Here is a 24,558-nt window from a genome sequence, read left to right as displayed (position 1 = left end):
GCGGCCAGGCCCTCGTCCTGGAGATGGACGTCGCCGACGCGGACTCCGTCAACGCCGGTGTCCGCAAGCTGGTCGACGCCTACGGCTCGCTCGACTTCCTCCTCAACAACGCCGGCCTGATGCCCGTCTCCAACATCGACGAGTTCAAGACCGACGAGTGGGACCGCATGGTCGACGTCAACATCAAGGGCGTCCTCAACGCCACCGCCGCCGCGCTCCCCCACATGATCGAGCAGCACTCCGGCCACATCTTCAACACCTCCTCCATCGCCGGACGCAAGGTCTTCGGCCCCGGCTTCACCGTCTACTCCGCCACCAAGTTCGCCGTCACCGCCTTCTCCGAGGGCCTGCGCATGGAGGTCGGCAAGAAGCACAACATCCGCGTCACCTCCATCCAGCCGGGCGTGGTGGCGACCGAACTCGCCGAGAGCACCAGCGACCCGGCCGTGCGGGAGATGCTGCACGCCTCCCAGGCCCAGCTGCGGCCCGTCGAGCCCTCCGAGATCGCCGACGCCATCCTCTTCGCGATCCAGGCACCCGAGCACGTCAACCTGGCTGAGCTGTTCATCCTGCCCACCGAGCAGGTGTAACCCTCCGAACGTCAACCGCGCACCGACTGCCGACCGAGTCCGTACCCAAAGAGGTAGAGCGGGTCACCGCCCTCCTGCGGGACGTCCGGTCGGCTTCGGCGTACCTCCTCCATGGAGCGCGGCAGTTGGAAGGGCAGTCGGCCGCAGGCGCGGGCACGGCCGAACAGCCCGTCCAGAAGGGCCTCGTCGCCTGCCCCGTAGGTGGCGAGGAGCGCGGCGGAGCGTTCAGCGATGTCCCAGATCACCGCCGGTCGCTCCAGGTGGACGGCGACCACCGTGGGGACCGTGTCGCAGAGCACCAGGATCTCCTTCAACTCCTCCTCGGGAAATCGAGGCGCCCGGCGTGGAAGAAGGACTCGAACGCTTCGGTGCGGGGTTCGTACGGGGTGTTCAGACGCAGCACCGCCAGATCGCGTCACGGGGAGCGCGGGTGCTGTCGGCGTAATCGGCGGCCACCGCGGGATCGAGGTTACGGACGTACAGGCGACCGCGACCGGTGAGCGGCACCACTGGCTCACCGCCCACGGGACCGTCCTTGAGCACGGTGATGGAGCGGCGCTGGGTGGCCGCTCCGGCGGCACGGAAGTCGGCGCGGCCCACGACCTCCTCGGCCACGTCGGCATCGACGTAGCGGCGCTCGTCGAAGAGCCCCAGGCGGAACTTCTCCGTAAGCAGACGGGCGACGGACGCGTCGACGCGGGACTCCGGCAGCCGGCACGACCGTACGAATGAAGGTCCTGTGGCCTGCGGAGAGCGGCTCCGGGACGTTGCGCGCGACATGATCGACGATGCCGTGCGAGTGCAGATGGCCGGTGCCGTTGCCAGCCATGGAAGGTGCCGATCTCGACCACCGTCTCCGGACGGCCCTCGCGCAGCAGGTAAACCAGGCGCGAGCCGTGCAGGGCGCGGTGCATGGCACGGCCGCCGGGCAGCGGGGTCTGGGGGTCCCACTGGTTCTGTACGACGAGGGCGCCGACCGTGTTGTCGATGTGGGTGGCCGGTTCCGAGCCGCGGGGCCAGAAGGCGCACGGGGTGATGTTCGCGGCGAACGTCACGCTGATAGCGCGCCGGATCATTGGGCCAGGACGCCGAGTTGTCACCGCACCTGATGGCCCAGTTGAGAGCGACGCTGTTGTCGTCCGCCGAGCCCGCGGCGCCGGTGTCCGGGCGGGTGGTGTGGTTGGTGGTACGGGATGTACGGAGAGTCACGATCTCGCGGGCGGCCTGATAGGGCTCGGCGGAGAAGAGCGGACGCAGCCAGGAACGAATGTCGGCGCCATTGACCGCCTGTCCCTGGTATTCGAGGTCGTCGCCCCGGTACAGGAGCGGCGTCCGGTCGGCGCGGGCGATGAGCTACCAGAAGGCGGCGCGGACCTTCGCCGGACTGTTGCCGAGGTGGTAGGTGAGGTCGCGACGGGCGATCAGCCGGCTCCAGTCCTCGAACGCGGGCTCGGCCCCGGCGGCCATGGCCAGAGTCGTGGCCCTGCCGAAGCGGTTCGGGTCGACGGCACTGTCGAGGACGATGCGGTCGCTGTGTCGCGGGAAGAGTTGAGTGTAGACGGCGCCGAGATAACTTCCGTAGGACCAGCCGACGTAGGAGAGTTCCTTCTCGCCCAGCACTCCTCGGATGACATCCATGTCTCGTGCGGTGTTACGTGTGTTGATGTACGGGAGCAGTTGGCTTCCGCTCCGGGCCGTGCACTTGGCGGCGATGTCACGGGCGAGAGCGGTGTGAGCGAAAGTTGCGGCCCGGTACGGCTGACTCGAGTTCAGGGCCACCTCGTCCTGCGTCAGACCGCAGCGCAGCGGGCTGCTGGTGGCCAGGCCGCGCGGGTCGAAGCCGATCAGGTCGTAGCGCTGAAGGACGCCCTTTGGCAGCGCGTCCTTGAGTTGCAGGGGGAGTCCCAGGGCCGGGTTTCCCGGCCCGTCGGGGTTGGACAGCAGGACGCCGTGCCGCTTGGCGGGGGCGCTGGTGCGGCTGCGGGATATCCGCAGCCGCAGGGTCCGGCCTTCGGGGTGCGCGTAGTCGACCGGGACGCTGATGGTGGCGCACTGGTAGGAGGCGGGAGTGTCGGAGGAGTTCTCACACCGGCGCCATGCCGGGCGCTGGTCGTAGTACCGGGCGAGACGCGAGGAGTGGTCCTCGGCCGTCCGAGCAGTGGGCGCGGTCGCACCCTGGGCGTCGGCGATGCAGAGCGCGGCGAGCATGCCTGCGGAGGCCAGACCAACTACGCGGGTGGTACGGGTCATGGAAAGCGTCCTTCTCGGGCGAACCGGAACGGAGGGGAGGGCGGAGGTGCCCTCCCTACTCTCGGACCGCCCGCATCAGCGACGCCTCGGCTGAACGGCCACAGATCCAGCGCGCCCCTCGGCCGAACGGCCGAGGTCGTGGCGGTCATACGCCGGTTGCGCGGCCACTGAACCATGCTCGCGGTGCGTCTTCCTCATCCCAGACCTCGAGTTCGGAGGCGCGATCCGTATCCGTCCTGTTCCTGGCGCTCTCGGCGCTCTCGGCGCTCTTTCGCCATATTGCTTAATTCTTTTTAGTTTCACGGGCAAGGTAGGCACAGGGTGGTGGGCGAGCCACCGTCGTACGTCACCGCGCGAGGAAGGCCGATGGATGTGTCGTGGCCCCCTCGTCTGGGTCTGGGGGACCAGGTGCGGTTCGAGGACCGCGCTTGGGTGGTGGCCGGCTTCGCAGGGGGGGTGCCCCTATCTGTTTCGTCAACCGTGGTGTGGGTGGTCCGTAGGGGTTCGTGATGGTTTTCGGGGTCGTCCCGCGAAGCGGGACGACCCCGGTGGTCTGGGTGCGGTGCGGGCAGCCCGATGGCCGGTGCGGTGGGGCCTGCCGTGCTGGTGCCGGGTGCGGCGGTCCGGAAGAGGCAGGGGTGGTGGGAATGTCAGGCGGCGAGGTCGAGGGCGCGGGGTTCGTAGAGGGCGCCGTTGCGGATCATCGCGTGGATGACGTTCACGCGTTGCCGGGCGAGGCGGAGGATCGCCTGGGTGTGGGTCTTGCCGCGGGCCCGCTGACGGTCGTAGTAGATCCGGGAGGACGGGTCGGCTTTGCAGCCGATCGCGGCGAACGCAGCCTGGAACAGGGCTCGTTTGAGGAGCCGGTTGCCGCGGTGGGGTGCGTGCTCGCCGCGGATCGATGTGCCCGAGGACTTCGTGGCCGGAGCGAGTCCGGCGTAGGAGGCGAGGTGTCCGGCGGTGGGGAAGCCGGTGCCGTCACCGATCGCGACGATCACGGCGGCCGTGGTCCTGACGCCCATGCCGGGCAGAGACGTCAGGAGGTGGAAAAGAGGGAGGGCCTCCAGCAGGGCGGCGATCTCCTGCTCAGTGGCCCGGCGCTGGGTGTGGGCGGCGGCGAGCTGGGCGGCCAGGCCGGGCACGATCAGCGCGGATGCCTCGGTGCCGGGAACGACGAGAGTCTGCTCGGCGAGCGCCTCGAAGATCTCGGTGGTGAGGTGGTGGGCCTTGCGTGAGCCGTGCGCCTTGAGCAGGGCCTCGCACCGAGCCCGGCCCAGTTTCCTCAGTCTCGCCGGGGAGCCGTGCCGTTGGAGGAGGGCCTGGACATAGGGGTAGGCCAGGCGCGGGCCGAGCACGCGCTCGAGAGAGGGATGGATCTGGGAGAGCAGGCCACGCAGTCGGTTGGTGGCGCGATTGACCTCGCCGGCCAGGTCGTTGTCGTAGCCGGTGAGCATGGTCAGCTCGGCCAGCATCTCGTCGTCGCGGTCCACCGCGCGCAGGGTGTGCGGCATGGTGCGGGCGGTCTCGGCGATCACGAACGCGTCGCGGGCATCGGTCTTGGCCTCGCCCGGGTGCAGGTCGGCGGCCCGCCGCATCGACAGCCCGGGCAGGTAGGCCACCCGGCAGCCCGCCGCGCGGGCCACCGTCAGCGGCAGCGCGCCGATGTTGGCGACCTGGTCCACGATCACCAGAACGGCGCCGAACTTCGCCACCAGCCTGGTGAACAGCTCCAGCAGTCTCGGCTCTGTGTTGGGCAGCCGCTTGTCGTGCACCGTTCTGCCGTCCTGGGTCCGGCCGTGGGCGTGGTGGAACTCCTTGCCCAGGTCCAGGCCGAGGAAGAGATCTATCGTGGTCGTGTCGACCATGCGCGCGCCCCTCGCCACTCGTCTCCTCAACTCCCGGCCGTCCCTGCGGCACCACACGCCGGCAACCACGTTACGCAGACATGCCACCCGTGAAGCGGCCCGGCATTGCGCCGGACCAGGCGGTCGTCAGGCCCCTCATCAGCGGTCAAGCGGTGCCCCGAAGCCCGGCGGCAACACCCCCCAGGTCATGAACTTCGACAGGGGGCACACAGCCATACCGGACCCGGAGGCCAGGCGCCCCATTGCAGGGCCACGGAAAAGGTAACGGGGCTGTCCAACTGGCGGATCCGCTGGGCGAGCATGGTCAGTCCCACGGTTGCGGAACTGGTGCTGTCCGCGGACTTCGAGGTTGTGGAGCGTGGCTCTCGTGTGCCTTCGATCGGGGTCGTGCCGGCATCTGACGAGGTCTTCGCTCAGAGGGCTTCTCGAAACCGAGTGTGGTGGCTGAGTTTGTGCTGCTCAGGCATGGTGCCGGGGTGGGGGAGGTAGGTCCGGTGCGTCCGTTGAGGTGGCGTGCTGGAGGTGTGTGATGGCGTCGGTGCTGGGGCGGCTGGAGGAGCGGGAACGTGCGGCCCGGAAGCGGGTGGAGGAGTTGCAGGCCGAGCTGGAGGCGGCGCAGTCGGAGTGGGACGAGTGGCTGATCGCCCGCAGGCGGGTCGGCGAGGTGTGGGAGACAGGTGAAGCCGCAGGCCAGGAGGCTGTGGCGGGGAAGATGCCGGAGGGCAACAAGGCCAGGACGCCGTCGGCGGTGAAGCCCGGGTCGCTGGTCCCGGTATGGCGGGAGGGGCTGTCGGTCGAGGTGCTGGCACCGGAATATCAGCAGGTTGTGGGTCTGCTGGCCGAACGCCGCGCGACCGGCGGTCAGCCACTGAACTGCCGTGAGATCACTGCCTTGTTGGGGCTGGAGGTGGTTCCTGCGAAAACCGAGGGCGTGCGGTGCAAGCTCAAGCGACTCGTTGCGCGGGGATGGGCGCACGAGCCGGCACCGGGCCGGTTCGCTTGCGGCGAGGGCCGAGACGGCGGGTCATGACCATGGTCATCGACCACAGGATCATCGCCTCCGACGACGCAAGCAGCCGCTCGTAGTCGCGGGCGAGGCGCCGGGAACGGGTGAGCCAGGCGAAGGTCCGCTCGACGATCCACCGTTTGGGCAGCACGACGAAGCCTGTCTGGCCGTCGCTGCGGCGGATGACGGTCAGCATCAGGTTCAAAGCAGTCGCGCACCAGCCCACCAGCATGCCGGTGTATCCGCTGTCCGCCCACACCCGCCTGAGCCGGTGATGCCGCCGTGCGGCCTGAAAGAGGAGGTCCTGGGCAGCTTCCCGGTCCCCCGTCGAGGCGGGGGTGACCATGACCACCAGGATCAGGCCGAGGGTGTCCACCACGATGTGCCGCTTGCGCCCTTTGATTTTCTTCCCGCCGTCATAGCCGCTGGTCGTGGCCGCGACCGTGGACGTGCCTTTCGCGGACTGCGAGTCGATCGCCCCCGCCGTCGGCTCCACATCCCGGCCCTCCGCTTCGCGGGTCGCGGCGCGGAGCCGGTCGTGGAACTCGCCGGTCAGCCCCTGTTTCCGCCACCGGGTGAAGAACCGGTGCACCGCCTTCCACGGCGGATAATTGACAGGCAGCGCAGGCCACTTCACGCCGTTGTCCACCACGTACCGGATCGCGTCGAGTATGTCCCGGTGGCAGTACTCCTCCGGGCGGCCGCCCCGGCCCTCGGCCCACGCGGGCTTCGGGATCATTTGGCGGACCGCATCCCACTCCGCGTCCCTTATGTCGGTCGGATAGCAGTGTTCGCCGGCCGGATTGTCCGCGGCGTTGCCGTACATGTGGGCGAAGCAGTCGCACGTCCGGGTGTCCGGAATGGACTGTTTCACAGCAGACCGATACAACTGCGGCAACAGGGCCTCCCGGTGAGCAGTGGCGTAGACACCCTCTGTGCTACCGAGAGGCCCTGTCTTCATGCCCCCGCGCGGCCACAATCACCTGAACAGCACACCCGTACGGAACCCCCAACCCCACACTCGGTTTCGAGAAGCCCTCTCAAGCCAGGTGGTGGGAACGGCACATCACGAAGGTGATCAGCGGTCTTCCGTCCGGTTCCGCCTCTGATGCCGTGCCCCGCGCCGGCTACGATCCAGGGCTCCGCTCGCTGAGCGAGAGGGTAGCGGCCAAGGCCGCCGAACTCAGGACAGCGGGGGTGCCCGGGGCGTCAGCGCGCACCGTTCGGCGCCGTCGTCAGCGGTACCAGGCTCAGGGGATTGACGGGCTGGTCGACGGACGGGCGGTGCGAAAGCGTACTCCAGGGGCCCACCAGGACCCACGCGTACTGGAGATGCTGTTGACGCTCATGTCGGACGACACCCGGCGGGGGCACACCGCGTCAGCCGACGAACCTCGGCGATTCGTCGGTCGCATGCTGGACACGCTCTACGGCAGTGACACCGTGCCGCTGCCGTCACGGTGCACGTTCCAACGGCTGGTGAAAGCGGTCCGGGCGCAGCACGGCGGCTCACATGGCGTCACCGTGATCGACGAGCAGGGAGTCGGCAACTACCTGCTCAACAGGGCCCCAAGGGCGACGGCACGGTGACTTCCGGAACCCCTCGCCGAACCAGTAGTAGCAGGAGGAGCCGACCTTGATCGCTCCGCCGTCATGGGCGTGCCTGGCGGTGATCACGGCCAAGCACCACGAGGGGTGTCCCGGGACGTGGTTCCCGTGGTCCGTCGACTGCTCACCGTCAAGCCTGGCGTGGGCCTCTGGAGCACTGCTCGGTGGCGCACGCCAGGGGTAAAGAAACGAGTGCACCACAATTCACGCCGGGCAGTGGGAACGCCATGCCGCACGACCATGTTGCGACGCCCCGTCCGAGAACCAGCCGTAGTACCTCGGCGACCATCCCGCCGAACATCCTGCGCTACCCCGCCGCAGTCGCCGACAGCCACGGCGCCGGCCTCCAGCCCGAACTGGCCCGCGTGGGGCCCAACGAGACGGTGACGCGCTCGACCGCGCTACGGGTCTCCTAGCGACAGGGCATCCACCGCGTGGCGGAGATCACCGAGGACCCGCACCTGGGGCACAGCATCTGACCGCCTGGGAGTTGCTCGGCTTCGCCCAGATGGCTGCCAGCGACCTGCGACGTCATCGAGACAGCGTGCGCTTTCAGAAGGTGTCGGGTGCCATGGCGGTGTGGCCGGCAGAGCAGAAGCCGGCGCTGGCCCTCTTACCGCGGGAATGGGGCGGTCGGCTTCCAGCGCCCGGTGGACCAGGGTCGGGTTGCAGGCGCCCAGTATCAGGTAGCCCCCAGTGCCGTGACCGAGTTCGGCCGTCAAGGTGATCGTCACGTCGATCGCGGCGAGGATGCCGAAACCCTGGTCGGCCAGGGCCTGGCGACCCTGCTGACGACGGCGTCGAAGTCGGTGGTGGCCAGGCGGACGGTGCGGTTGCAGAACACGGTGCGCCGCTCCTTCGGTGGTGCGATAGACCCGGTTCCTTGGTACCCGCCGGGCGCCCGCCGCAGTGGACGCAATGCCGGACAAGGGGCCTCCCGAATCCCAGGAATACCCCCCCAGGTATCCCTGTTAGAGTGGAGTACCAAATACCCCCGGGGGTACATCGCCCTTGTGAAGGAGCCGCAGCCGTGTTCTTCGTCGACACCCTGGAGTTCGAGGGTCTGGGCAACCGCAGCTACCTGGCCGGAGGCGCCCGCGGCGCGGTCGTCATCGACCCACCGCGCGACATCGACCAGGTGATCGCCACTGCCGCGAGGCGCGGGGTGCGCATCGCGTACGTGGCGGAGACCCACGTGCACAACGACTACGTCACTGGCGGCCTGGAGCTGGCCCGCGTCACCGGCGCCGACTACCTGGTGCCGGCCTCGGCGAACGTGTCCTACGCCCGCACCTCCGTTGCGGACGGCGACACCGTCGGCCTGGACGAGCACCTGGTACTGCGCGCGATCGCCACCCCTGGCCACACCCCGCACCACACCTCCTACGTCCTGGAAGAGGACGGGCGCGGTGTGGCGGTGTTTACCGGCGGATCGCTGCTGATCGGCACCGTGGGCCGCCCCGATCTGGTCGAGCCGCGGCTGACCGAGCAGTTGGCCCGGGCCCAGCACGCCTCCGCCCACCGCCTGGCGGCCGAGCTGGACGACGCGGTGCCGGTGCTGCCCACGCACGGGTTCGGCAGCTTCTGCTCCTCCTCCCAGGCCGAGGGGGATGCGACCACGATCGGCAAGGAGCGCGCCACCAACGACGCGCTCACCCTGGACGTGGACACCTTCTTGGAGCGGATGCTGGCCGGGCTGGAGGACGTGCCCGCGTACTACGCGCACATGGGCCCCGCCAACGCCGCCGGTCCCGCCCCCATAGACCTGACCCCGCCCGAGCCCGCCGATGCCGCGCAGATCGCGAAGCGGCTGGCTACGGGAGAGTGGGTGGTGGACCTGCGCAGCCGGGTCGCATTCGCCGAAGGACATGTGGCCGGGTCGTTCAACTTCGAGGGCGAGGGCAAGCTCGCCACCTACCTGGCCTGGCTGATCCCGTGGGGTAAGCCCGTCACCCTGCTCGCCGACACCCCCGCGCAGATCGCCGAGGCGCAGCGGGAGCTGGCACGGGTCGGCATCGACCGCCCGGCCGCCGCCGCCACCGGCGCCCCGGCCGCTTGGGTCCGCGACGGCGAGCAACTCGCCTCCTTCCCCCGCGCCCGCTTCGTCGACCTCGCCCGAGCAGGTGAGCACGGGGAGCCGGTGGTGGTGCTGGATGTGCGCCGGGATTCCGAGCGCGCGAACGGCTTTGTCGACGGCTCGGTGCACATCCCGATCCACGAGCTGCACGGCCGGATCGGCGAGGTGCCGTCCGGCACCGTGTGGGTGCACTGCGCGGGCGGGATGCGCGCGGCGATCGCCGCCTCGCTCCTGAAGGCCGCCGGACGGGACGTGGTCGCCGTCGATGACGGCTTCGACGCCGCCGTCGATGCGGACCTGGCCGTCGTCCGTCCCTGATCACACGTCCACTCAAGCGAGAGCACATCATGTTTCTTTTCCGTCGCAGGCCTGGCCGCCTGACCCCCGAGCAGGCCCGCACCCGCACCGGCGACTCCGCCGCAGTACTGCTCGATGTCCGCGAGGTGCCGGAGTGGAAGGCCGGGCACGCGCCCGGCGCCGTACATCTGCCGCTGACACGGCTGCTGGCCGACGCCGCCCTGCCGTCGGACACGCAGGGCCGGCCGGTGGTGGCGATCTGCCGCTCCGGTCACCGCTCGCAGCAGGCCGCCAAGCTCCTGGCCTCGCGCGGCATCGACGCCGTCGACGTCACCGGCGGCATGACGGCCTGGGCAAAGGCCGGGCTGCCGGTCGTGGACGAGCGCGGTCAGGGCGGCCGGATAACGTGAGTCCTCTGATCCTGGCCCTGATCGCGGGGGCCGTGGTCGGCCTGGCGCTCGGCGCACTCGGCGGCGGCGGCAGCGTCCTGGCGGTGCCCGCGCTGATCTACCTGCTCGGCTTCACCCCTGCGGCGGCCACCACCGCAAGCCTGATCATCGTCACCGCCACCTCTCTGACCGCCCTGTACGGCCACGCCCAGGCCGGGCACGTGCGGTGGAAGGCCGGAGCGGCGTTCGCCGCCGCCGGCATTCTCCCGGCGGCTCTCGCCGGGGCCGTTGCCGCGCGGCTGCCCCAGGCCGCCCTCACCATCTCCTTCGCGGCCATCGCCGCGCTCGCCGCGGTCAAGATGCTCCGACCCGCTGACGCGGCTGGCGCCACAGGCGGTGTGGTGCGGCCGGACAAGGCTGCAGGCACCGGGGCGGGGCTGGGAGCGCTGACCGGGCTGCTGGGCGTGGGCGGCGGATTCCTCGCCGTCCCCGCGCTGGTCACCGTGCTGGCCTTCGAGATGCAGGCCGCCGTCGGCACCAGTCTGCTGGTCATCACGGCCAACTCGCTGGCCTCTCTAGCCACCCGCTCCGGCGCCGCGGTCTCGCTCGACTGGGCGGTGATCGGCCCGTTCATCGGGGCCGCGATCCTGGGCGCCTGGGACGGCAAACGCCTCGGCGCCAAGGTCTCCGGACCTCGGCTGCAGCGCATTTTCGCGGTGGTCCTGCTGGCCGTGGCCGCCTTCATGCTCGCTGACTCCGTGACATGACGTGGCCCGCAGCTCAGGCAAGGGAGAGGAACAGTTTCTCCAAGCGGGCGCGCATCTGGTCCCGGTCACCGGCCGCCTGCCCGCCCTCGGCCATGCAGTGCTGCAGCCCCGTCGCGATGATCGCGAACCCGGCCCGGTCCAGCGCCCGGGAGACCGCCGCGAGCTGCGTGATCACGTCCTCGCAGTCCCGGCCGTCCTCGATCATCTTGATAATGCCCGCGATCTGCCCCTGCGCACGCCGCAGCCGGTTGAGCACGCTCTTGAGCTCATCGGCCGCCATCTCCAGCTCCACACTTCCTCCTTCATATATACCCCCTAGGGTATTCTAGTCCGTTCGGGACGCCCACGGCCCGGACGGAACACGAAAGGAATCCCACGCACATGAGCACCACCACCGCCATCCACCCCGCCCAGGCCGCCGAGCGCCTGAGTACCTACACCATCATCGACGTACGCACCCCCGGCGAATACGCCGCAGGCCACGTGCCCGGCGCCCACAACATCCCCCTCGATCACCTCGCGACCGCTCTGCCCGCCCTCAAGACGGCAGCCACCCGCAGCGAGCTGCTCATGGTCTGCGCCTCCGGCAACCGATCCGCCACCGCCTGCGAACAGCTCACCGCCGCCGACATCCCCGCCACCACCCTCACCGGCGGCACCACCGCCTGGACCGCCCAGGGGCACCGGGTCGATCGCGACAGGACCGCCAAGGCCACCTGGCCCATGGAACGCCAGGTCCGTCTTGCCGCCGGCTCCCTCGTCGTCGCCGGCCTCGCGCTCGGCACCCGCTACCGGCCCGCCCGCTGGCTGTCCGCCGCCATTGGAGGCGGCCTGGTCTTCTCTGCCGCCACCAACACCTGCGGCATGGCCGCACTGCTCGCCAAACTCCCCCACAACCAGCCCCGCACCACCGACCTCAACGCCACCCTCGACGCACTCAGCCGGTAACACCTACCGACGACCACCCCCGGCGCCAGCAGGAGTGAGACCGTACTCGCGCTGGTCCCAGCCCGCGCCGGGCCCGCGCACGGCAGGGCACTCGCCCCGACAGGGCACGCAGCTGCCCGTGCGACAGTCGGGCCGGCCCGGCGCCCGGGCACACGTCGCGGGGGCTGAAGACCTTTCCCGGCCCGGGCGGCGGTGGGTGACGAAGACCGGGCTACGGGTGCGGCCCTTGAGCAGCCGAGGCAGCAGTCGGGGCGCCGCCGGCGTCCCAGACGACGCCCTGACATCCCCGTGTTATACGGTAAGCACTGCAAGTTACCCGTCGGTAGCGGCAGCGTATGCCCGAGAAAGGCCAGTGGCAGTGTGAGCCCGCGCAAGAGGGACAGCCGCGAACGGCTCGACCGCAGTGCCGCCGCCCTGCCGCGTTTGTACCGCGCCCGACACGACGAGCGCCGACCAGATCATCACGCACGGCAGTGCCCAGCGGGGGTCTGTCCACCACCGCTTCCCGGGCCGACGCGCCCAGTTGATCGACGAGGCGGTCGCGCCGGTCGTCAACAACACCGCAAGCCTGATAGACACCGCGACGAGGGCCGACGACATAACCGAGGCGATCGACTCGTTCTTCGCGCTGCGATGAGACCCGCCCCTGGAGTGCGAGTTCCGGTCCACCTGCCTGATCGTGTCTGAGGCCGTGGAGAGACCAACGACGACGCCCGCAACTCGCCCCTTCCGCCGTCGAGGGCGCGGTAACCATGTGACGGATCGAACACAGCGCCGGCCCCCTGGACGACGCCGCCACCGAGATCCACGACCTCCCAGTACACGCCTTACGGAACCGAACCAACCCCTGTCACGACGCCCGCCCGTGACCGCTCCGACCGAGGAAGCCACCATGCCCCAACTCGACCGCCAGGACGATGTCTTCATCCTCGACCTCGGAGACAGCGAGAATCGCTTCCACCCCGACTGGATCGCAGCCGTCGACGCCGCACTGGACGAGGTGGAGAAGGCGGACGGGCCGCGCGCCCTGGTGACCGCCGCGACGGGCAAGTTCTACTCCAACGGCCTCGACCTGGAGTGGCTGTTCGCCAACGCGGACCAGCTTCACGACTACGTGATCTCGGCGCACGCGCTCTTCGCGCGACTGCTGTCCCTGCCGGTGGTCACCGTGGCCGCACTGCAGGGGCACACCTTCGCCGCCGGAGCGATGCTCTCCCTGGCCCACGACTTCCGGGTGATGCGCGCAGACCGCGGCTTCTGGTGCCTGCCCGAGGCCGACATCAACATCCCCTTCACGCCCGGCATGTCCGCCCTCATCCAGTCCCGCCTGACGCCGCAGACCGCGCACGCGGCCATGACCACCGCCCGCCGCTACGGCGGCCACGACGCCGTGGTCGCCGCCATCGTCGACCATGCCGTAGACGAGGACGCCGTACGGACGACCGCCATACGGATCGCGCAGAATCACGCCACGAAGGCGGGCGACACGCTCGGCACCATCAAGACCCGCATGTACGTACCCGTCCTCGCCACCCTGCGCGACACGACCAATCCCATGGGCTGACGCCGCATCCGCCACCGCCGAGGCGATCGCCGAGATCAACGACGGCCCGTTGGGCAGGGCCAGGTCGCCCTGCCCAACGGGCCCTGGAAGGCAACGGCACCGTCTTCCGCCGTGGACGAGGTGCGGGCCCGGTGAGGGCGACAGGGACGCAGCCTCCGCTGTATCACTCGGCCACCGCGGACGTGGATGCGGCCACACTGCGCAGTGCCTGGGCCTCGCGAATGCCTCCACCGCCAACGGCCCCGCCTCATCCAGTGGCCCTGAGGCACAGGAACCCACCAGCAGTTCCAGCCCCAAACCGTCTGACGGCGAACCCTGCCCGGTGGGTGGCACCCACCTCGTGCCACCCACCGGGCTCCGGTCTGTCTCCACCTGCTGTCCCCAGCAGCTCGGGAATGTCGATCTTCACAAGGCAGGCGTCCTAGCAGGCGCTACACAGGGGCAAGGCCAACGGCACCTGGTAGGTGTGGCGCGGCCCCAGGCTGACCGGCCGTCGCGGCGCCGGAACCATGCTGCGGCGGCCGCGCGAACCGGACGCTCTCAGCGCAGCGTGAAGAAGATCATGGGGTTGTCCCTGCTGTCCCGGACAGGGTGGCCCAGCGTGAGGGTCCGTTTGACGTCGTTCAGGCGTTGGTGGATCTCCGGTGCGTGGGCCCGGGAGGCGGTGAAGTAGGCGTTCTCCCGGTCGGCGAGCCAGCGCAGGACGACCGCGCCCTCGGTGAACGGCAGCGGCCTGCGGCCGTGGAAGACGTCGTGGACGCACACCGGTATGCCCGGCCGCATGCGCGGCAGCAGGTGCTGGATGTACCAGCGGGCGAAGCGCGCCGAGTGGGCCGCGTCGATGAAGAGGAAGTCCGCGGTGTCGGGGATCTTCTCCAGGTTCTCCCGCGCATCCCCTTGCGTGAAGGTCCAGCGGCCGGCGGAGAGCTGCTCCGGGACGTTGCGCGCGACGTGGTCCACGATGTCGTACGAGTACAGGTGGCCGGTGCCGTTGTCCCTCAGGGCCTGGAGGATCCAGGTGGTGGACCAGCCGTGGAAGGTGCCGATCTCGACCACCGTCTCCGGGCGGGCCTCGCGTAGCAGGAGGTAGGTGATCTCCGCTTCGATGTCGTCGAGCTGGGCCTTCAGCGAGGTCGGCGGCGCGAGCAGTTTCCGCTGCTTCTCGCGGACCCGTTCGAGGTCGTCGGTGAAGGTGCGGTAGAGCCGGATGATGTGGTCGACGTCGATGGGCTGGTGCATGCGCGCGCTCCGTGCGAATCCGATCCTGGTTGGTCAGGGCGCGGTGACGCTAAAGCGCGAGGACGGAGCGGCGCGTCACACCCAGGTGCCAAGTCCGCTGTCACACCTGGGTATGACATACCGGAGCCCCGCGTCCGGGGTGTGCCGGTGCCCGGGTCGGCGGCCCGTGCCGTGACGACGACACCGGGCGTGCCCGTCTGTGATGCCGCACCGGGCGGGGATCAGGCGGACGATCCCGGAGCGACCAATCCCGACTCGTAGGCCATGACAACGAGTTGGGTTCTGTCACGAGCACCGAGCTTGGAGAGCAACCGGGTCATGTGGGTCTTGACGGTCTGCTCGGCCACCACCAGATTCGCGGCGATCTCCGTGTTCGACAGTCCCCGCGCGACCAGCAGCAGAACGTCCCTCTCCCGAGGTGTGAGACCGTTCATCCGCAGGCGGGCGTCGCGGCGGAGAGGCGGGCGGCGCCGGGAGACGTCCTCGATGAGCCGACGGGTCACGGACGGGGCGAGCAGCGCGTCACCGGAGGCGATCACCCGTACCGCCTGGACCAGTTCGGCCACCGGCGCTGCCTTGAGCAGGAAACCACTGACCCCGGCCTGCAGGGCCTCGTAGACGTAGTCGTCGAGGTCGAAAGTCGTCAACATGAGCACCTTTGGGCGGTGCACCACACCGGGCGGCGGATCGAGCAGCCGCCGTGCCGCCTCCAGCCCGTCCATCTCCGGCATCCGTACGTCCATCAGCACCACGTCAGGGTGCGTGCTGCGACTGACCTCGACGCCGAGCCTCCCGTTGGGCGCCTCGCCCACAACATCGATGTCGCTCTGCGCGGACAACAGCCCGGCGAGCCCCGAACGCACCATGTCCTGGTCGTCCACGACGACCACTCGGATAGTCATGCTCATCTCTCCTCTTCCAGTCACCTGACGAGCCCCGGCGGTCCGGCCACTTGGCAGCGCAGAAAGGTGGCTGCAGCGACATCGCCGTACTGCCGTGAGCGGGGCGGAAACTGGGCTCCACTCTCCCGGCGCGGCAGGTACCGCTGCCTCGGTCGAACGGCCATATGCAACAGGCCCGGACGGGCGGGGCCTCGGCCGAACGGCGGATGAGGCAGGCGTCGCGGAGTGTTCCGAGCCGGTTCGGTCACACCGAGGGACGGCGGTGCCGATCGCTCGCGAACGCGCCGTGTCGATCGCGGCGCCGTACCTGGCCGCGGCGAGATTCGTTGTGGCGGTTGGCGCCGCCCAGGCCACTGACGGTGAAGCGCCCCGCCTTGGGGGAAGGTCAGCACCCCGTCCGCGGTGAACGACCGTATTCCGAGCTGATCCGGTACTCGCCCGGCGCCGTCGCCGTCAGCCGGGTGGACTCCGCCGTCCCGGGTGAGGCAGGCGTCGTGGGCGCGCAGCCAGGGCGAGTATGCGATGCGGACGGTCGTCGTGGCGGGGCGTGGCATGCGGACATGCCACTGGGCGCCGGTCGTCCACGTCGCCAGGGGATCGGGGCCTTCGCATGCATGGGCCCCACCGGGCTATGGCCGAGCTGGGGCACCAGGGGGCGGGCGTCTTGCACGGGCTGGTCAGAGGACTGCCAGGACGTAGCTCGCGAAGGCCGCGGTCAGCACGGCGACCGTCGCGCGGCGGGGTCCTCCGATGCCGGTCCAGGGCGTTTCGAAGCGGTGGGTGAGGCGGCCGATGCCGAGCAGCGTGACGGCGATGAGCGGCAGCCAGGCGATCCGGGCGAGGAGCCAGACGGCGGTGTCCGGGGCTGTGGTGAGGCCGGGGACGGGGAGGTCGAGGAGGGAGCCGGGTATCGCCAGCGTGAGCAGGGCCGTCTGGTGCCAGCAGAAGATCGTCATCGCGGAGAGGTTGACGGCCACGACCGCCGCCCACAGCGCCCGCCGTCGCCGCAGCAGCGCGTCGAGCCGGTCCCGCAGCAGGATGGCCGCACCGCACTGAACGCAAGCCAGGGCGAGCACGAGCAGGGACGGAGGATGGGAGTTGGTGCGGGCCGTTCCGGGCACGCCGACCATGCTGGCGGGGTAGTGGAAGACGAGGAGCAGCACGGCGAACAGGGCACCGCCGCCGAGCAGCATCAGCCGTGCGCCCGGTCTGCCGAGCCGTCCCTCGCCCCAGCAGACGCCCAGTTGGTAGGCGAACAGCCAGCCCGGGCCGAGGTTGAGCAGGCCCAGCCAGGAGGGCATGGAATGCGCCCAAGGCCCGTAGCGCAGGAGGTCCACGACGGCGACCGAGCCGAGCAGCGGTACGGCTGTCCACCCGCCGAACGCGCGAGCGGCGCGCATGCACCAGGGCGTCAGGGCGGTCACCAGTAGGTAGATGCCGACGAACCACAAAGGCTGGACGACCAGCACCACTGCGGTGCGCAGCGTCGTGCCCGGCACTCCGGCCGCGTACAGCACCGGCAGGAGCACCGCCCATACCGCCGCGACGCCGAGGACCGGGCGGCCGAGCCGGGCCAGCCGTCCCCGCAGCCAGGCGCCCGCCGACATGCCACGCCCGCCCGCACGGTGCAGCGACAGGGCAGAGGAGTAGCCGCCGACCAGGAAGAAGATGCCGAGCATCTGCAGGACCCAGCTCGCCGGGGCGAGGAAGCCGAAGGAGGTGAGCGGGCTGGCGTTGTGCAGGGCGCCGCCGGGGTCGCGGGACAGGCCGCCGAGCAGCCAGTGGCCGACGGGCACCGCGAGCAGGGCGAGGGCCCGCAGCCCGTCCACGGCACGGTCGCGGTGCGCGGGGGTGCGCGCGTCGACGTGGGCGGCAGTGGCTCGTACCTTGCGGCGAAGGCCCTCCATGGGGCGGACCGGGGCGGACGGAGCGGGCAGGTCCGGCGCCGCCGGGACGGTTGCGGGCACGGGATTCCTGCTGGGAGCGGCCGGTGCGGGCAGTTCAGACAAGGTCATGACGGCAGTCCTTCGTGGTGGCCGAGGCGGGGTGGGTGCAGCTGACGGCCTGGTAGCGGCCGAGGGCGATGTCGGCGAAGTTGCGCAGCGAGGCGGTGCCGGGTGCGAAGTAGCCGGTGTGTCCCTCGGCCCGGTCGGAGGACACGACGCGGGCACCGAAGGCGGGGTCGGTGGGGTCGGTGCCGTGGCCGATGCCGAACAGCTCGATGCCGGGGACGCGTCTGATCCAGTCGGTCGCGTCGCGGGCGGTCGCCCACAGCCGCGTCCCGAGGCGCAGCTGGGCGGCGTGGTCGGTCCGCATGCCGGGAGAGGCCACGACCACGAGGTCCGACGCCTGTCGTCCGGTCAGCCGGTGGGCAGCCGCTCCGCACAGGACCGAGCCGTAGCTGTGGCAGAACACGGCGGGCGGGGCCTCGGGACGGGTCGTGGCCGCCAGGCCATCGAGGAACCGGACGAGCCGGGGCGCCCCCTTCTCCGCGAGGCGACCCGTGGCGGCGTCGTACCCGACGCCGACCGGGGTGGTGTAGCCCGCCCACGCGATCACCGCAGGGTGCGCCCCGGGTGACTGCCGGACCATTTCGGCGCGCAGATCCCGCGCCATCCGGGCCAGGGTGCCGTACGAGCCCAGATCGGTGTCCGAGCCCGGTACGACGACCGCGATCCGCCGGGCGGTCCGCAGATCTCCGTACACCTCGGCCACCTGTCCGCGGCCCCGCGGGTCGAAGGCGAGGATCCGGCGACCCGGCGCCAGGAGCCCGTCGTAGGTCGCGGCCCGGGCCCGCGCCCGCTGCCGGTCACCGGCGGATACTGCCCGGTCGGCGGCGAGGGTCAGCTCACGATCGCGTTCGACACTGATCGCCCGGCTGTTGGCGGCGTAGCGCAGGCCGGTCGGCGCACCGTCGAGGTTGCCCACGACGAGCGGATGACGCCTGGCCAGCAGCTCACGCCGATCGTCCGTCAGCCCGGCGAAGAACCTCGCGATCTGCGACGGTGAGGCCGACGCCGGGTCGGGCAGCTGCCTGCCGAGAACGTGCTCGGCGCGCCACGCGGCAGTACCGGGCGGCGGGCCGGTGACCGCGGTCTGCACATCACCCCAGACCCAGCCCACCGTCCCCGCGGCCGCCGCGAGGACGAGCGCGCAGGCGGCCAGGGTGCGCTTGAAGCGCCGCATGGTGTGTCTCCCTGCTTCCGTCGGCCGCATCTGCGGCGACCGGCACGGCGGGAAGGTAGGGAGACGGTGCGCGGGTGGGCGTCACACCAGGGAGCCAACTCTCGCGTGACACCTGGGTAGGGGGTGGCCTACCGCCCAGGCAGGACGACCGCCGAGGCATTACTCACAACGCCCTGTGACAGGGACGGACGGGCTGGGCCCGGGATGGAGGAGCCGGTCGTTCGGTCGGCACGACCGCGCGGCGGGAAGGGCCGGAGCTGAGTGAACGCCGGGCCGGGGAGAGAAGACTGATTCATGCGGTGCCGTCGAGGTTCTCGGAGAAGACGTTGGGGGAGGACTCCCAAGCGGGCGGCCAGGGTCCCGTTCCGCAGGTCGCCCACCTGAAAGAACTTGCGCGTCCTCGGCAAGGTACGCACCGACCCGAAGTGGGCGACCGCCCTGGTGAGGGCTCTGCTGGTCCTGACGAACCGCGAAGTCTCCCGGTGACCGACGATCTTCGCCGTAGTCATCCGCCCGCGACCAGCACGAACATCCCGGACATCACGCACCCTGTAACTTCACGATGCACAGTGCCCATTGACGTCGGCAGCGGTCGCTGAATCCCCCCGGCCAAGGCTCCCGGCGTTTACGCCGGGAGCCTTGGCGGGTCTCTCTCTTCGAGGATTGCAAGCAGGCACTCAGGCAGCGGGACCGGTTCCGCCTTTCCTGCCCGCGCTGCTGTCCGCTCAGGTCCAGGCGTCGGGCCCGAAGCCGCCACCTGCGGGACCCCGGACCGCCGCGGCGGTCAGTTCCCTCACACGGTCGGCGGACACCGGAGCGCCCGGGCTCTGGTACAGCCATTCCTGCGTCTCCGGCCAGCCCATCCCCGCGGGCCGCTCCCCGAGGTACGGCTTGCAGTAGACGGGCGTGCCGGGTTCGCTGCGCCAGCTGTCGGCGAGCGTGCCGATGTCCACCGCGTCGTAGCCGAGGGCGTCGAGCAAGCGAACGGCCTCCGCCTTGGCGGCCACGTCGTCGCCGGCGACCGGCACGGCGCTGCGGTCCGGAGCGCCCGAGGGTCGGGCAAGGCTGAACAACTGACTGAAGACGACATTGTTGGCCGCCTTGACCACACGGGAGTCGGCCAGGTGGCGCTGCACCAGCTCGCTGGAGGTCGGCTCGTTCGCATCCAACTCGGCGATACGGCCGTCGCGCTCCGGGTAGTAGTTCATCGTGTCGATCACGGTCTTGCCCGCCAGCGGCCCTGCCGGGATCTTCTCGTAGGCGCCCAGCGGGATGGACACCACCACCAGGTCCCCGGCCTCAGCGGCCTCGGCGGGCGTGGCGGCCCGTGCGTGCTCGCCGAGTTCGGCGACGAGATCGGCGAGGGTCTCGGGGCCGCGGGAGTTGCTCAGGACGACGTCCAGGCCGGCGGCGACCGCAAGACGGGCCACGGCGCTGTTGATGTTGCCGCTGCCGATGAGGCCGAGGGTCTTGTTCATGGCGCTCTGTCTCCAAAAGGGATGGGGAATGCCGGACCGTCCACGATCACTAACCACAACCGGACCGGGCGGTCACGTTAGCCACCGTACCAGCTAACCGGACCGTGCGGTCATGTTGCGTAGAGTGGAACCATGAGCACTGAAGAAGAAGCCGGTACGGCGTCGCCTGCGCGGCGGATGAGAGCTGATGCGGTGCGGACACGCAAGGCGCTGTTGAAGGCGGCCGCGGAGGTGTTCGCCGAGCACGGCACGGAAGGGTCCGTCGCTCAGATCGCGACACGGGCGGGGATCGGCAAGGGAACCGTCTTCCGGCACTTCCCCACCAAGGAGGACCTGCTGGCCGCGATCATCGGCGAGGTGATCGACGGGCTGGTGGCAGAGGGCCGCCGGCAGGCCGAGCAAACCGACGCCGACGCCGCCCTGCTGCAGTTCATGAGCGCGGGCGTCGATCTGTACGTAAGCAACCGCGCGTTCGTCGAGGCGCTGCGTACGGTGCCGGATCTTCGGCACCCGGAGATTCAGGCCGGATGGGAGCAGCTGATCGCAACCGCGGAGTCACTGGCGCGGCGGGCACGACGCGACGGCTCACTCCGTGCGGACATGAACGGACAGGACGTGATGCTGCTCATCTGCGGCGTGTACTACACCGCCGTACCGCTGCTGGCTGCCGATCCCTCGGCCTGGCGACGCTACCTGCACCTCACCTTCGACGGCATGCGCGCCACCGGCACTCAGCCTCTCCCCCCGGCACTCTTCCAGGGCCCCTTGCTGCCGACGGTCCGGTAGGGCCGACCAGTACGCGACGGAAGGTCATCGGCGCACGGACGACAGGCCCCTGAGGGCCTGCCGCCGACACCGACGAACCCGGCTCCTGCGGGCTCTCGCCCGGCGGCGCCCGGGTCAGCGGCACCCAGTCGGCCGATGGCGGGGCTGTGCAGCATCCAGAACGCTCCGGGGACCGGCGCATTGGCGGTGATTCGGTTGCCCCGGGTCGCCTGGCCGACAGCGGGGAGACACCCATGGCGGACGGGGGCTCCACCGGCACGCGCACCGCCGCCATGGGTGCACCATCCGGAGCGCGCCAGCGGAGCGCCCCCCGTTCACGCCCGCCACGGCGACCTGCACGGCTACGAGCTCACCAGGCGATCGCCGCGAGCCGTCCGCCCGGCTCGCGGCGATCGCGCGTTCACGCCCGCTGTTCCGCGTCCTCCTGGGCGCGCTGGTCACTGATGAGACCGCCACCGAGGGCAGCGACCAAGCGGGCAAGGGTGTGCTCGAAGTCGATGGCGACGTGGGCCAGTTCCGGCTCTTCCCGGTACAGACGTTGCACGTTCTCCGCGGGATGGCTGGCCTGCCACAGAGGGCCGGCCAGAGCGAGGGCCGCGATGACCAGTTCCTCGGCGACGATGCGCTCCAGGGCACTGCGAGCGGCGATCGTGTCACTGACGATGTTGAGGGCGCGGCTGGCCGCGGCCTTGAAGGCGCGGACGCGTTCGTAGCCCGACTCGTGTTCGAGGCTGAGCGTGACGTGGGTGAGCAGGTCGCAGAACAGCGGGCGCTCGCCGAGGGTGTCGACCAGCGTGCGGGCCACATCGGCCGGGGACAGGCTGTCGTACTGAGCCAGGCGCGCGACGGCCGCCTCGGACCAGTCCTCGTAGCCCTCCTGGGCGAGGAGCAGCAGGATCTCCTCGCGCGAGGCGTAGTACCTGCGTACGGCCGAGGCGTGGACGCCCGCGTGCTGGGCGATGGAGGCGAGCGTGACCGCGCGTACTCCGTCCCGTGCGGCGAGCGTGCGGGCGGCGTCGGCGAGGTCGTGGGCCCGCTGTGCCTTGTGTTCAGCGGAGTAGGCGCGCTGGAAGGCGGCATCGGAACTCATACCCGGAATGATAACGCAAGCCGGATGCGTTAGGGCGGCCCCATCGCCGCCGCCGGGCCGCAGGCCCTGGCGGTGTGCTGCCGACATCTAACGCAATCGACTTGCGTTGACAACGCAATGGGCTTGCGTTACGTTCTTCTCAGCGCCGCAGTCGCCCCCTCAACCGGGGCCTACGACGTCACAGGAATCCAGGCGACCTGCCGGATCAATCCCCCCAGGGACCGCTCAGCACCGGAAAGCGCCGGCGCTCTGCATTTCTCTTCGAAACACCCAGGAGCCCCCTCATGAAGATCGCCGACCAGCACTTCATCAACGGACAGTTCGTCGACTCCCACGGCCGGGAGACCATCGACGTCCACAACCCGGCGACGGGTGAATTCATCGGCCGTACCGTCCTGGGTGATGAGGTCGACGCCGAGCGCGCCATCGCCGCCGCCCACGCGGCCTTCCCCGCCTGGTCGAAGACGTCCCTCGAAGAGCGCAAGGTGTATCTGCAGCGAGTCGCGGACGCGATCGACGAGCGCATGGACGACCTGATCGCCATCACGGTGGCCGAGTACGGCGCCCCCGTCGGGTTCGCCGGCATGTTCAACCAGCAGGCCCGCGACTTCATGGTGCTGGCCCAGGACCTGCTCAAGCCGGAGAACTTCGAGGAGAAGAACGGCAACGCCACCATCACCAAGGTGCCGGTCGGCGTCGCCGGACTGCTCACTCCGTGGAACGGCAGCCCCTGGTTCATCGCCGAGAAGCTCGCCTCCGCCCTCGCGGCCGGGTCCACCGTGGTCATCAAGCCCAGCCAGCTGAGCACCCTGCAGAGCCGGGTCCTGATGGACTGCTTCGACAAGGCCGGCCTCCCGGCCGGTGTCATCAACGTCGTCAACGGCCCCGGCTCGAGTCTCGGCAACACCATCACTCGCAGCCCGCTGGTGCAGAAGATCTCCTTCACCGGCTCGACCCCAGTCGGCAAGCAGATCAACCGCGACGCCACCGAGACCATGAAGCGGGTCACCCTGGAGCTCGGCGGCAAGTCGCCGACGGTCATCCTCGACGACGCCGACATGACCAAGGCAGTCCAGTTCGCCCTGTTCGCCGGCTTCCTCAACACCGGCCAGGCGTGCATCGCCGGAACCCGCATCCTCGTTCCCGAAAGCCGGCTGGAGGAGGCCAAGGCCGTCCTCAAGGCCGGGGTGGAGGCGCTGAAGCTCGGCGACCCGAACGACCCGGAGACCACCGTCCAGCCCATGGTGTCCAAGAGCCACTACGAGCGGGTGCAGAGCTACATCCGCAAGGGCATCGAGGAGGGCGCGGAGGTCCTCGTCGGCGGTGAGGGCAAGCCCGAGGGCTTCGAGGCGGGCAACTACGTCAAGCCCACCGTCTTCGTCAACGTCACCAACGACATGACCATCGCCCAGGAAGAGATCTTCGGCCCCGTCCTGTCGGTCATCACCTACCGCGACGACGAGGAAGCCGTGGCCATCGCCAACGACACGGCCTACGGCCTGCACGGCTACGTCTACGGCGAAGACCTGGAGCGGGCCCGCAAGGTCGCCGACCAGATCCGGGCCGGCCGCGTCATGGTCAACCAGTTCTTCGACGACCCCACCAGCCCGTTCGGCGGCTTCAAGATGTCCGGCTTCGGACGCGAGTTCGGCGTCCACGGCATGAACGCCTACCTCGAGGCCAAGACCGTCTTCTCCGCCTGACAGCACGCGGCCGCACCAGGCGGACCCCGCTCCTCACCCACACACCCCACAAGCAAGAAGGAAGCACCACGTCATGACTGACATCCGCAACAAGGTCGCGCTCATCACCGGAGCCTCCAGCGGCATCGGGGCAGCCACCGCACTCGCCCTGGCCGAAGCCGGTGTCAAGGTCGGCATCGCCGCCCGCCGCGCCGACCGCCTCCAGGCGCTGAAGTCCCAGATCGAGGAGAAGGGCGGCCAGGCCCTCGCCCTGGAGATGGATGTCGCGGACGCGGCATCGGTCAACGCAGGTGTCCGGAAGCTGATCGACAGCTACGGCACGGTCGACATCCTCTTCAACAACGCCGGCCTGATGCCCATCTCGAACATCGACGAGTTCAAGACCGACGAGTGGGACCGCATGGTCGACGTCAACATCAAGGGCGTCCTCAACACCACCGCCGCCGTCCTCCCGCAGATGATCGAGCAGCACTCAGGCCACATCATCAACGTGGGCTCGATCGCCGGACGCAAGGTCTTCGGCCCCGGCTTCACCGTCTACTCCGCCACCAAGTTCGCGGTGAACGCGTTCACCGAGGGCCTGCGCATGGAGGTCGGCAAGAAGCACAACATCCGCGTCACCTCCATCCAGCCCAGCCGGATCGCCACCGAACTCGCCGACACCACCAGCGACCCCGCCGTCCGCCAGGCCGTCAACGACGCCACGGCCCAGGTGACCCTCATCGACCCCTCGGAACTCGCCAACGCGGTCCTGTTCGCCGCCCAGGCCCCCGAGCACGTCAACATCGCGGACCTCTTCATCCTCCCCACCGA

At 70.0% G+C, this 24,558-nt stretch carries 26 protein-coding genes and 2 pseudogenes; 13 read left to right on the top strand and 15 right to left on the bottom strand.

What is annotated here, in order from left to right:
* A partial coding sequence (locus tag ACFWWR_RS44740; RefSeq protein WP_384310040.1) for an SDR family oxidoreductase occupies positions 1 to 590 on the top strand: 590 nt, incomplete at its 5' end.
* A gap of 11 nt (positions 591 to 601) precedes the next feature.
* Here ACFWWR_RS44740 and ACFWWR_RS44735 read toward each other — a convergent pair.
* The 5 genes and pseudogenes from ACFWWR_RS44735 to ACFWWR_RS44715 all read right to left on the bottom strand — a co-directional run bounded on the left by ACFWWR_RS44735 (position 602) and on the right by ACFWWR_RS44715 (position 4,705).
* Positions 602 to 904 carry a glycoside hydrolase family 3 C-terminal domain-containing protein gene (locus tag ACFWWR_RS44735; protein ID WP_384310048.1) on the bottom strand — a complete coding sequence of 101 codons (303 nt, stop codon included), beginning with the start codon at positions 902 to 904 and terminating at the stop codon, positions 602 to 604.
* 76 nt (positions 905 to 980) lie between these two features.
* Entirely contained in the window at positions 981 to 1,370 is a 390-nt protein-coding gene (locus ACFWWR_RS44730; protein WP_384310053.1) for a hypothetical protein, read from the bottom strand.
* A 155-nt stretch (positions 1,371 to 1,525) separates the two neighbouring features.
* Positions 1,526 to 1,666 (bottom strand): annotated as a pseudogene (locus tag ACFWWR_RS44725) (alpha/beta hydrolase); the annotation flags it as partial.
* Between the two features lie 277 nt (positions 1,667 to 1,943).
* The gene (locus ACFWWR_RS44720) at positions 1,944 to 2,840 is read right to left on the bottom strand and encodes an alpha/beta fold hydrolase (protein WP_384310037.1); all 897 of its coding nucleotides are present in this window, start codon (positions 2,838 to 2,840) and stop codon (positions 1,944 to 1,946) included.
* Between the two features lie 650 nt (positions 2,841 to 3,490).
* A complete protein-coding gene (locus ACFWWR_RS44715; RefSeq protein ID WP_384310034.1) occupies positions 3,491 to 4,705 on the bottom strand; it encodes an IS110 family transposase in 1,215 nt (404 codons plus the stop codon).
* Positions 4,706 to 5,234: 529 nt separating this feature from the next.
* Between ACFWWR_RS44715 and ACFWWR_RS44710 the strand changes: the two genes are divergently transcribed.
* Positions 5,235 to 5,735 carry a hypothetical protein gene (locus ACFWWR_RS44710; protein WP_384310031.1) on the top strand — a complete coding sequence of 167 codons (501 nt, stop codon included), beginning with the start codon at positions 5,235 to 5,237 and terminating at the stop codon, positions 5,733 to 5,735.
* On the opposite strand, the gene ACFWWR_RS44705 is transcribed toward ACFWWR_RS44710, so the two are convergent.
* On the bottom strand, positions 5,650 to 6,585 hold the full coding sequence (locus tag ACFWWR_RS44705; protein WP_384310028.1) for an IS5 family transposase: 936 nt from the start codon (positions 6,583 to 6,585) through the stop codon (positions 5,650 to 5,652). The two genes, ACFWWR_RS44710 and ACFWWR_RS44705, sit on opposite strands and share 86 nt — an antisense overlap.
* Before the next feature lie 539 nt (positions 6,586 to 7,124).
* On the opposite strand from ACFWWR_RS44705, the gene ACFWWR_RS44700 reads away from it, so the two are divergent.
* Together ACFWWR_RS44700 and ACFWWR_RS44695 are read left to right on the top strand one after the other, a co-directional pair.
* Positions 7,125 to 7,301 carry a hypothetical protein gene (locus tag ACFWWR_RS44700; RefSeq protein ID WP_384310026.1) on the top strand — a complete coding sequence of 59 codons (177 nt, stop codon included), beginning with the start codon at positions 7,125 to 7,127 and terminating at the stop codon, positions 7,299 to 7,301.
* Between the two features lie 245 nt (positions 7,302 to 7,546).
* Complete coding sequence (locus tag ACFWWR_RS44695; RefSeq protein ID WP_384310023.1) at positions 7,547 to 7,735, top strand: hypothetical protein; 189 nt, start codon at positions 7,547 to 7,549, stop codon at positions 7,733 to 7,735.
* On the opposite strand, the gene ACFWWR_RS44690 is transcribed toward ACFWWR_RS44695, so the two are convergent.
* Positions 7,721 to 8,053: a hypothetical protein gene (locus ACFWWR_RS44690; protein WP_384310045.1), complete on the bottom strand. Its 333-nt coding sequence runs from the start codon at positions 8,051 to 8,053 to the stop codon at positions 7,721 to 7,723. The genes ACFWWR_RS44695 and ACFWWR_RS44690 overlap by 15 nt on opposite strands.
* A gap of 296 nt (positions 8,054 to 8,349) precedes the next feature.
* Between ACFWWR_RS44690 and ACFWWR_RS44685 the strand changes: the two genes are divergently transcribed.
* From ACFWWR_RS44685 to ACFWWR_RS44675, 3 genes are read left to right on the top strand one after another with little or no spacing between them, the layout of a single operon-like run.
* Positions 8,350 to 9,714 carry a rhodanese-like domain-containing protein gene (locus tag ACFWWR_RS44685; protein ID WP_384310021.1) on the top strand — a complete coding sequence of 455 codons (1,365 nt, stop codon included), beginning with the start codon at positions 8,350 to 8,352 and terminating at the stop codon, positions 9,712 to 9,714.
* Positions 9,715 to 9,743: 29 nt separating this feature from the next.
* Positions 9,744 to 10,103, top strand: coding sequence for a rhodanese-like domain-containing protein (locus tag ACFWWR_RS44680; protein ID WP_384310019.1), 360 nt, complete (start codon positions 9,744 to 9,746; stop codon positions 10,101 to 10,103).
* On the top strand, positions 10,100 to 10,849 hold the full coding sequence (locus tag ACFWWR_RS44675; protein WP_384310016.1) for a sulfite exporter TauE/SafE family protein: 750 nt from the start codon (positions 10,100 to 10,102) through the stop codon (positions 10,847 to 10,849). The genes ACFWWR_RS44680 and ACFWWR_RS44675 overlap by 4 nt, the downstream gene beginning before the upstream one ends.
* Positions 10,850 to 10,862: 13 nt before the next feature.
* Here the strand turns inward: ACFWWR_RS44675 and ACFWWR_RS44670 are convergent, their stop codons facing one another.
* Positions 10,863 to 11,141, bottom strand: coding sequence for a metal-sensitive transcriptional regulator (locus ACFWWR_RS44670; protein WP_384310013.1), 279 nt, complete (start codon positions 11,139 to 11,141; stop codon positions 10,863 to 10,865).
* An 89-nt stretch (positions 11,142 to 11,230) separates the two neighbouring features.
* Here ACFWWR_RS44670 and ACFWWR_RS44665 point away from each other — a divergent pair, with 89 nt between their 5' ends.
* Positions 11,231 to 11,797: a rhodanese-like domain-containing protein gene (locus ACFWWR_RS44665; RefSeq protein ID WP_384310010.1), complete on the top strand. Its 567-nt coding sequence runs from the start codon at positions 11,231 to 11,233 to the stop codon at positions 11,795 to 11,797.
* Between the two features lie 15 nt (positions 11,798 to 11,812).
* On the opposite strand, the pseudogene ACFWWR_RS44660 reads toward ACFWWR_RS44665, so the two are convergent.
* Positions 11,813 to 12,071 (bottom strand): annotated as a pseudogene (locus tag ACFWWR_RS44660) (site-specific integrase); the annotation flags it as partial.
* A 129-nt stretch (positions 12,072 to 12,200) separates the two neighbouring features.
* Here ACFWWR_RS44660 and ACFWWR_RS44655 point away from each other — a divergent pair.
* Together ACFWWR_RS44655 and ACFWWR_RS44650 are read left to right on the top strand one after the other, a co-directional pair.
* Complete coding sequence (locus ACFWWR_RS44655) at positions 12,201 to 12,434, top strand: hypothetical protein (RefSeq protein WP_384310051.1); 234 nt, start codon at positions 12,201 to 12,203, stop codon at positions 12,432 to 12,434.
* 255 nt (positions 12,435 to 12,689) lie between these two features.
* Positions 12,690 to 13,361 carry an enoyl-CoA hydratase-related protein gene (locus tag ACFWWR_RS44650; RefSeq protein ID WP_384310007.1) on the top strand — a complete coding sequence of 224 codons (672 nt, stop codon included), beginning with the start codon at positions 12,690 to 12,692 and terminating at the stop codon, positions 13,359 to 13,361.
* A gap of 540 nt (positions 13,362 to 13,901) precedes the next feature.
* Here ACFWWR_RS44650 and ACFWWR_RS44645 read toward each other — a convergent pair.
* The 5 genes from ACFWWR_RS44645 to ACFWWR_RS44625 form a co-directional block, all read right to left on the bottom strand.
* The gene (locus ACFWWR_RS44645) at positions 13,902 to 14,600 is read right to left on the bottom strand and encodes a class I SAM-dependent methyltransferase (RefSeq protein WP_384310005.1); all 699 of its coding nucleotides are present in this window, start codon (positions 14,598 to 14,600) and stop codon (positions 13,902 to 13,904) included.
* A 221-nt stretch (positions 14,601 to 14,821) separates the two neighbouring features.
* The gene (locus tag ACFWWR_RS44640; RefSeq protein WP_384310002.1) at positions 14,822 to 15,502 is read right to left on the bottom strand and encodes a response regulator; all 681 of its coding nucleotides are present in this window, start codon (positions 15,500 to 15,502) and stop codon (positions 14,822 to 14,824) included.
* Positions 15,503 to 16,179: 677 nt separating this feature from the next.
* On the bottom strand, positions 16,180 to 17,409 hold the full coding sequence (locus ACFWWR_RS44635; protein WP_384310043.1) for an acyltransferase: 1,230 nt from the start codon (positions 17,407 to 17,409) through the stop codon (positions 16,180 to 16,182).
* A 94-nt stretch (positions 17,410 to 17,503) separates the two neighbouring features.
* Positions 17,504 to 18,688, bottom strand: a complete 1,185-nt coding sequence (locus ACFWWR_RS44630) for an alpha/beta hydrolase (protein ID WP_384310000.1) — start codon at positions 18,686 to 18,688, stop codon at positions 17,504 to 17,506.
* 725 nt (positions 18,689 to 19,413) lie between these two features.
* A complete protein-coding gene (locus tag ACFWWR_RS44625) occupies positions 19,414 to 20,166 on the bottom strand; it encodes an NADPH-dependent F420 reductase (protein ID WP_384309998.1) in 753 nt (250 codons plus the stop codon).
* A 132-nt stretch (positions 20,167 to 20,298) separates the two neighbouring features.
* Between ACFWWR_RS44625 and ACFWWR_RS44620 the strand changes: the two genes are divergently transcribed.
* Positions 20,299 to 20,952: a TetR/AcrR family transcriptional regulator gene (locus tag ACFWWR_RS44620; RefSeq protein ID WP_384309994.1), complete on the top strand. Its 654-nt coding sequence runs from the start codon at positions 20,299 to 20,301 to the stop codon at positions 20,950 to 20,952.
* Between the two features lie 400 nt (positions 20,953 to 21,352).
* Here ACFWWR_RS44620 and ACFWWR_RS44615 read toward each other — a convergent pair whose 3' ends face one another.
* Positions 21,353 to 22,042 (bottom strand): TetR family transcriptional regulator, encoded by a 690-nt coding sequence (locus tag ACFWWR_RS44615; RefSeq protein ID WP_384309991.1) that lies wholly within the window; start codon positions 22,040 to 22,042, stop codon positions 21,353 to 21,355.
* A gap of 284 nt (positions 22,043 to 22,326) precedes the next feature.
* Here ACFWWR_RS44615 and ACFWWR_RS44610 point away from each other — a divergent pair, with 284 nt between their 5' ends.
* Both ACFWWR_RS44610 and ACFWWR_RS44605 read left to right on the top strand, forming a co-directional pair.
* The gene (locus tag ACFWWR_RS44610) at positions 22,327 to 23,745 is read left to right on the top strand and encodes an aldehyde dehydrogenase family protein (RefSeq protein ID WP_384309989.1); all 1,419 of its coding nucleotides are present in this window, start codon (positions 22,327 to 22,329) and stop codon (positions 23,743 to 23,745) included.
* Positions 23,746 to 23,818: 73 nt separating this feature from the next.
* Positions 23,819 to 24,558: SDR family oxidoreductase (locus tag ACFWWR_RS44605; RefSeq protein ID WP_384309986.1), on the top strand; the 740-nt coding region annotated here is incomplete at its 3' end.

Source organism: Streptomyces sp. NPDC058678 (assembly GCF_042714835.1).
In the GTDB taxonomy this organism is placed as follows: Bacteria; Actinomycetota; Actinomycetes; order Streptomycetales; family Streptomycetaceae; genus Streptomyces.
Note: the sequence above shows the minus strand (reverse complement) of the source record. Positions and strands in the feature narration are given on the sequence as shown.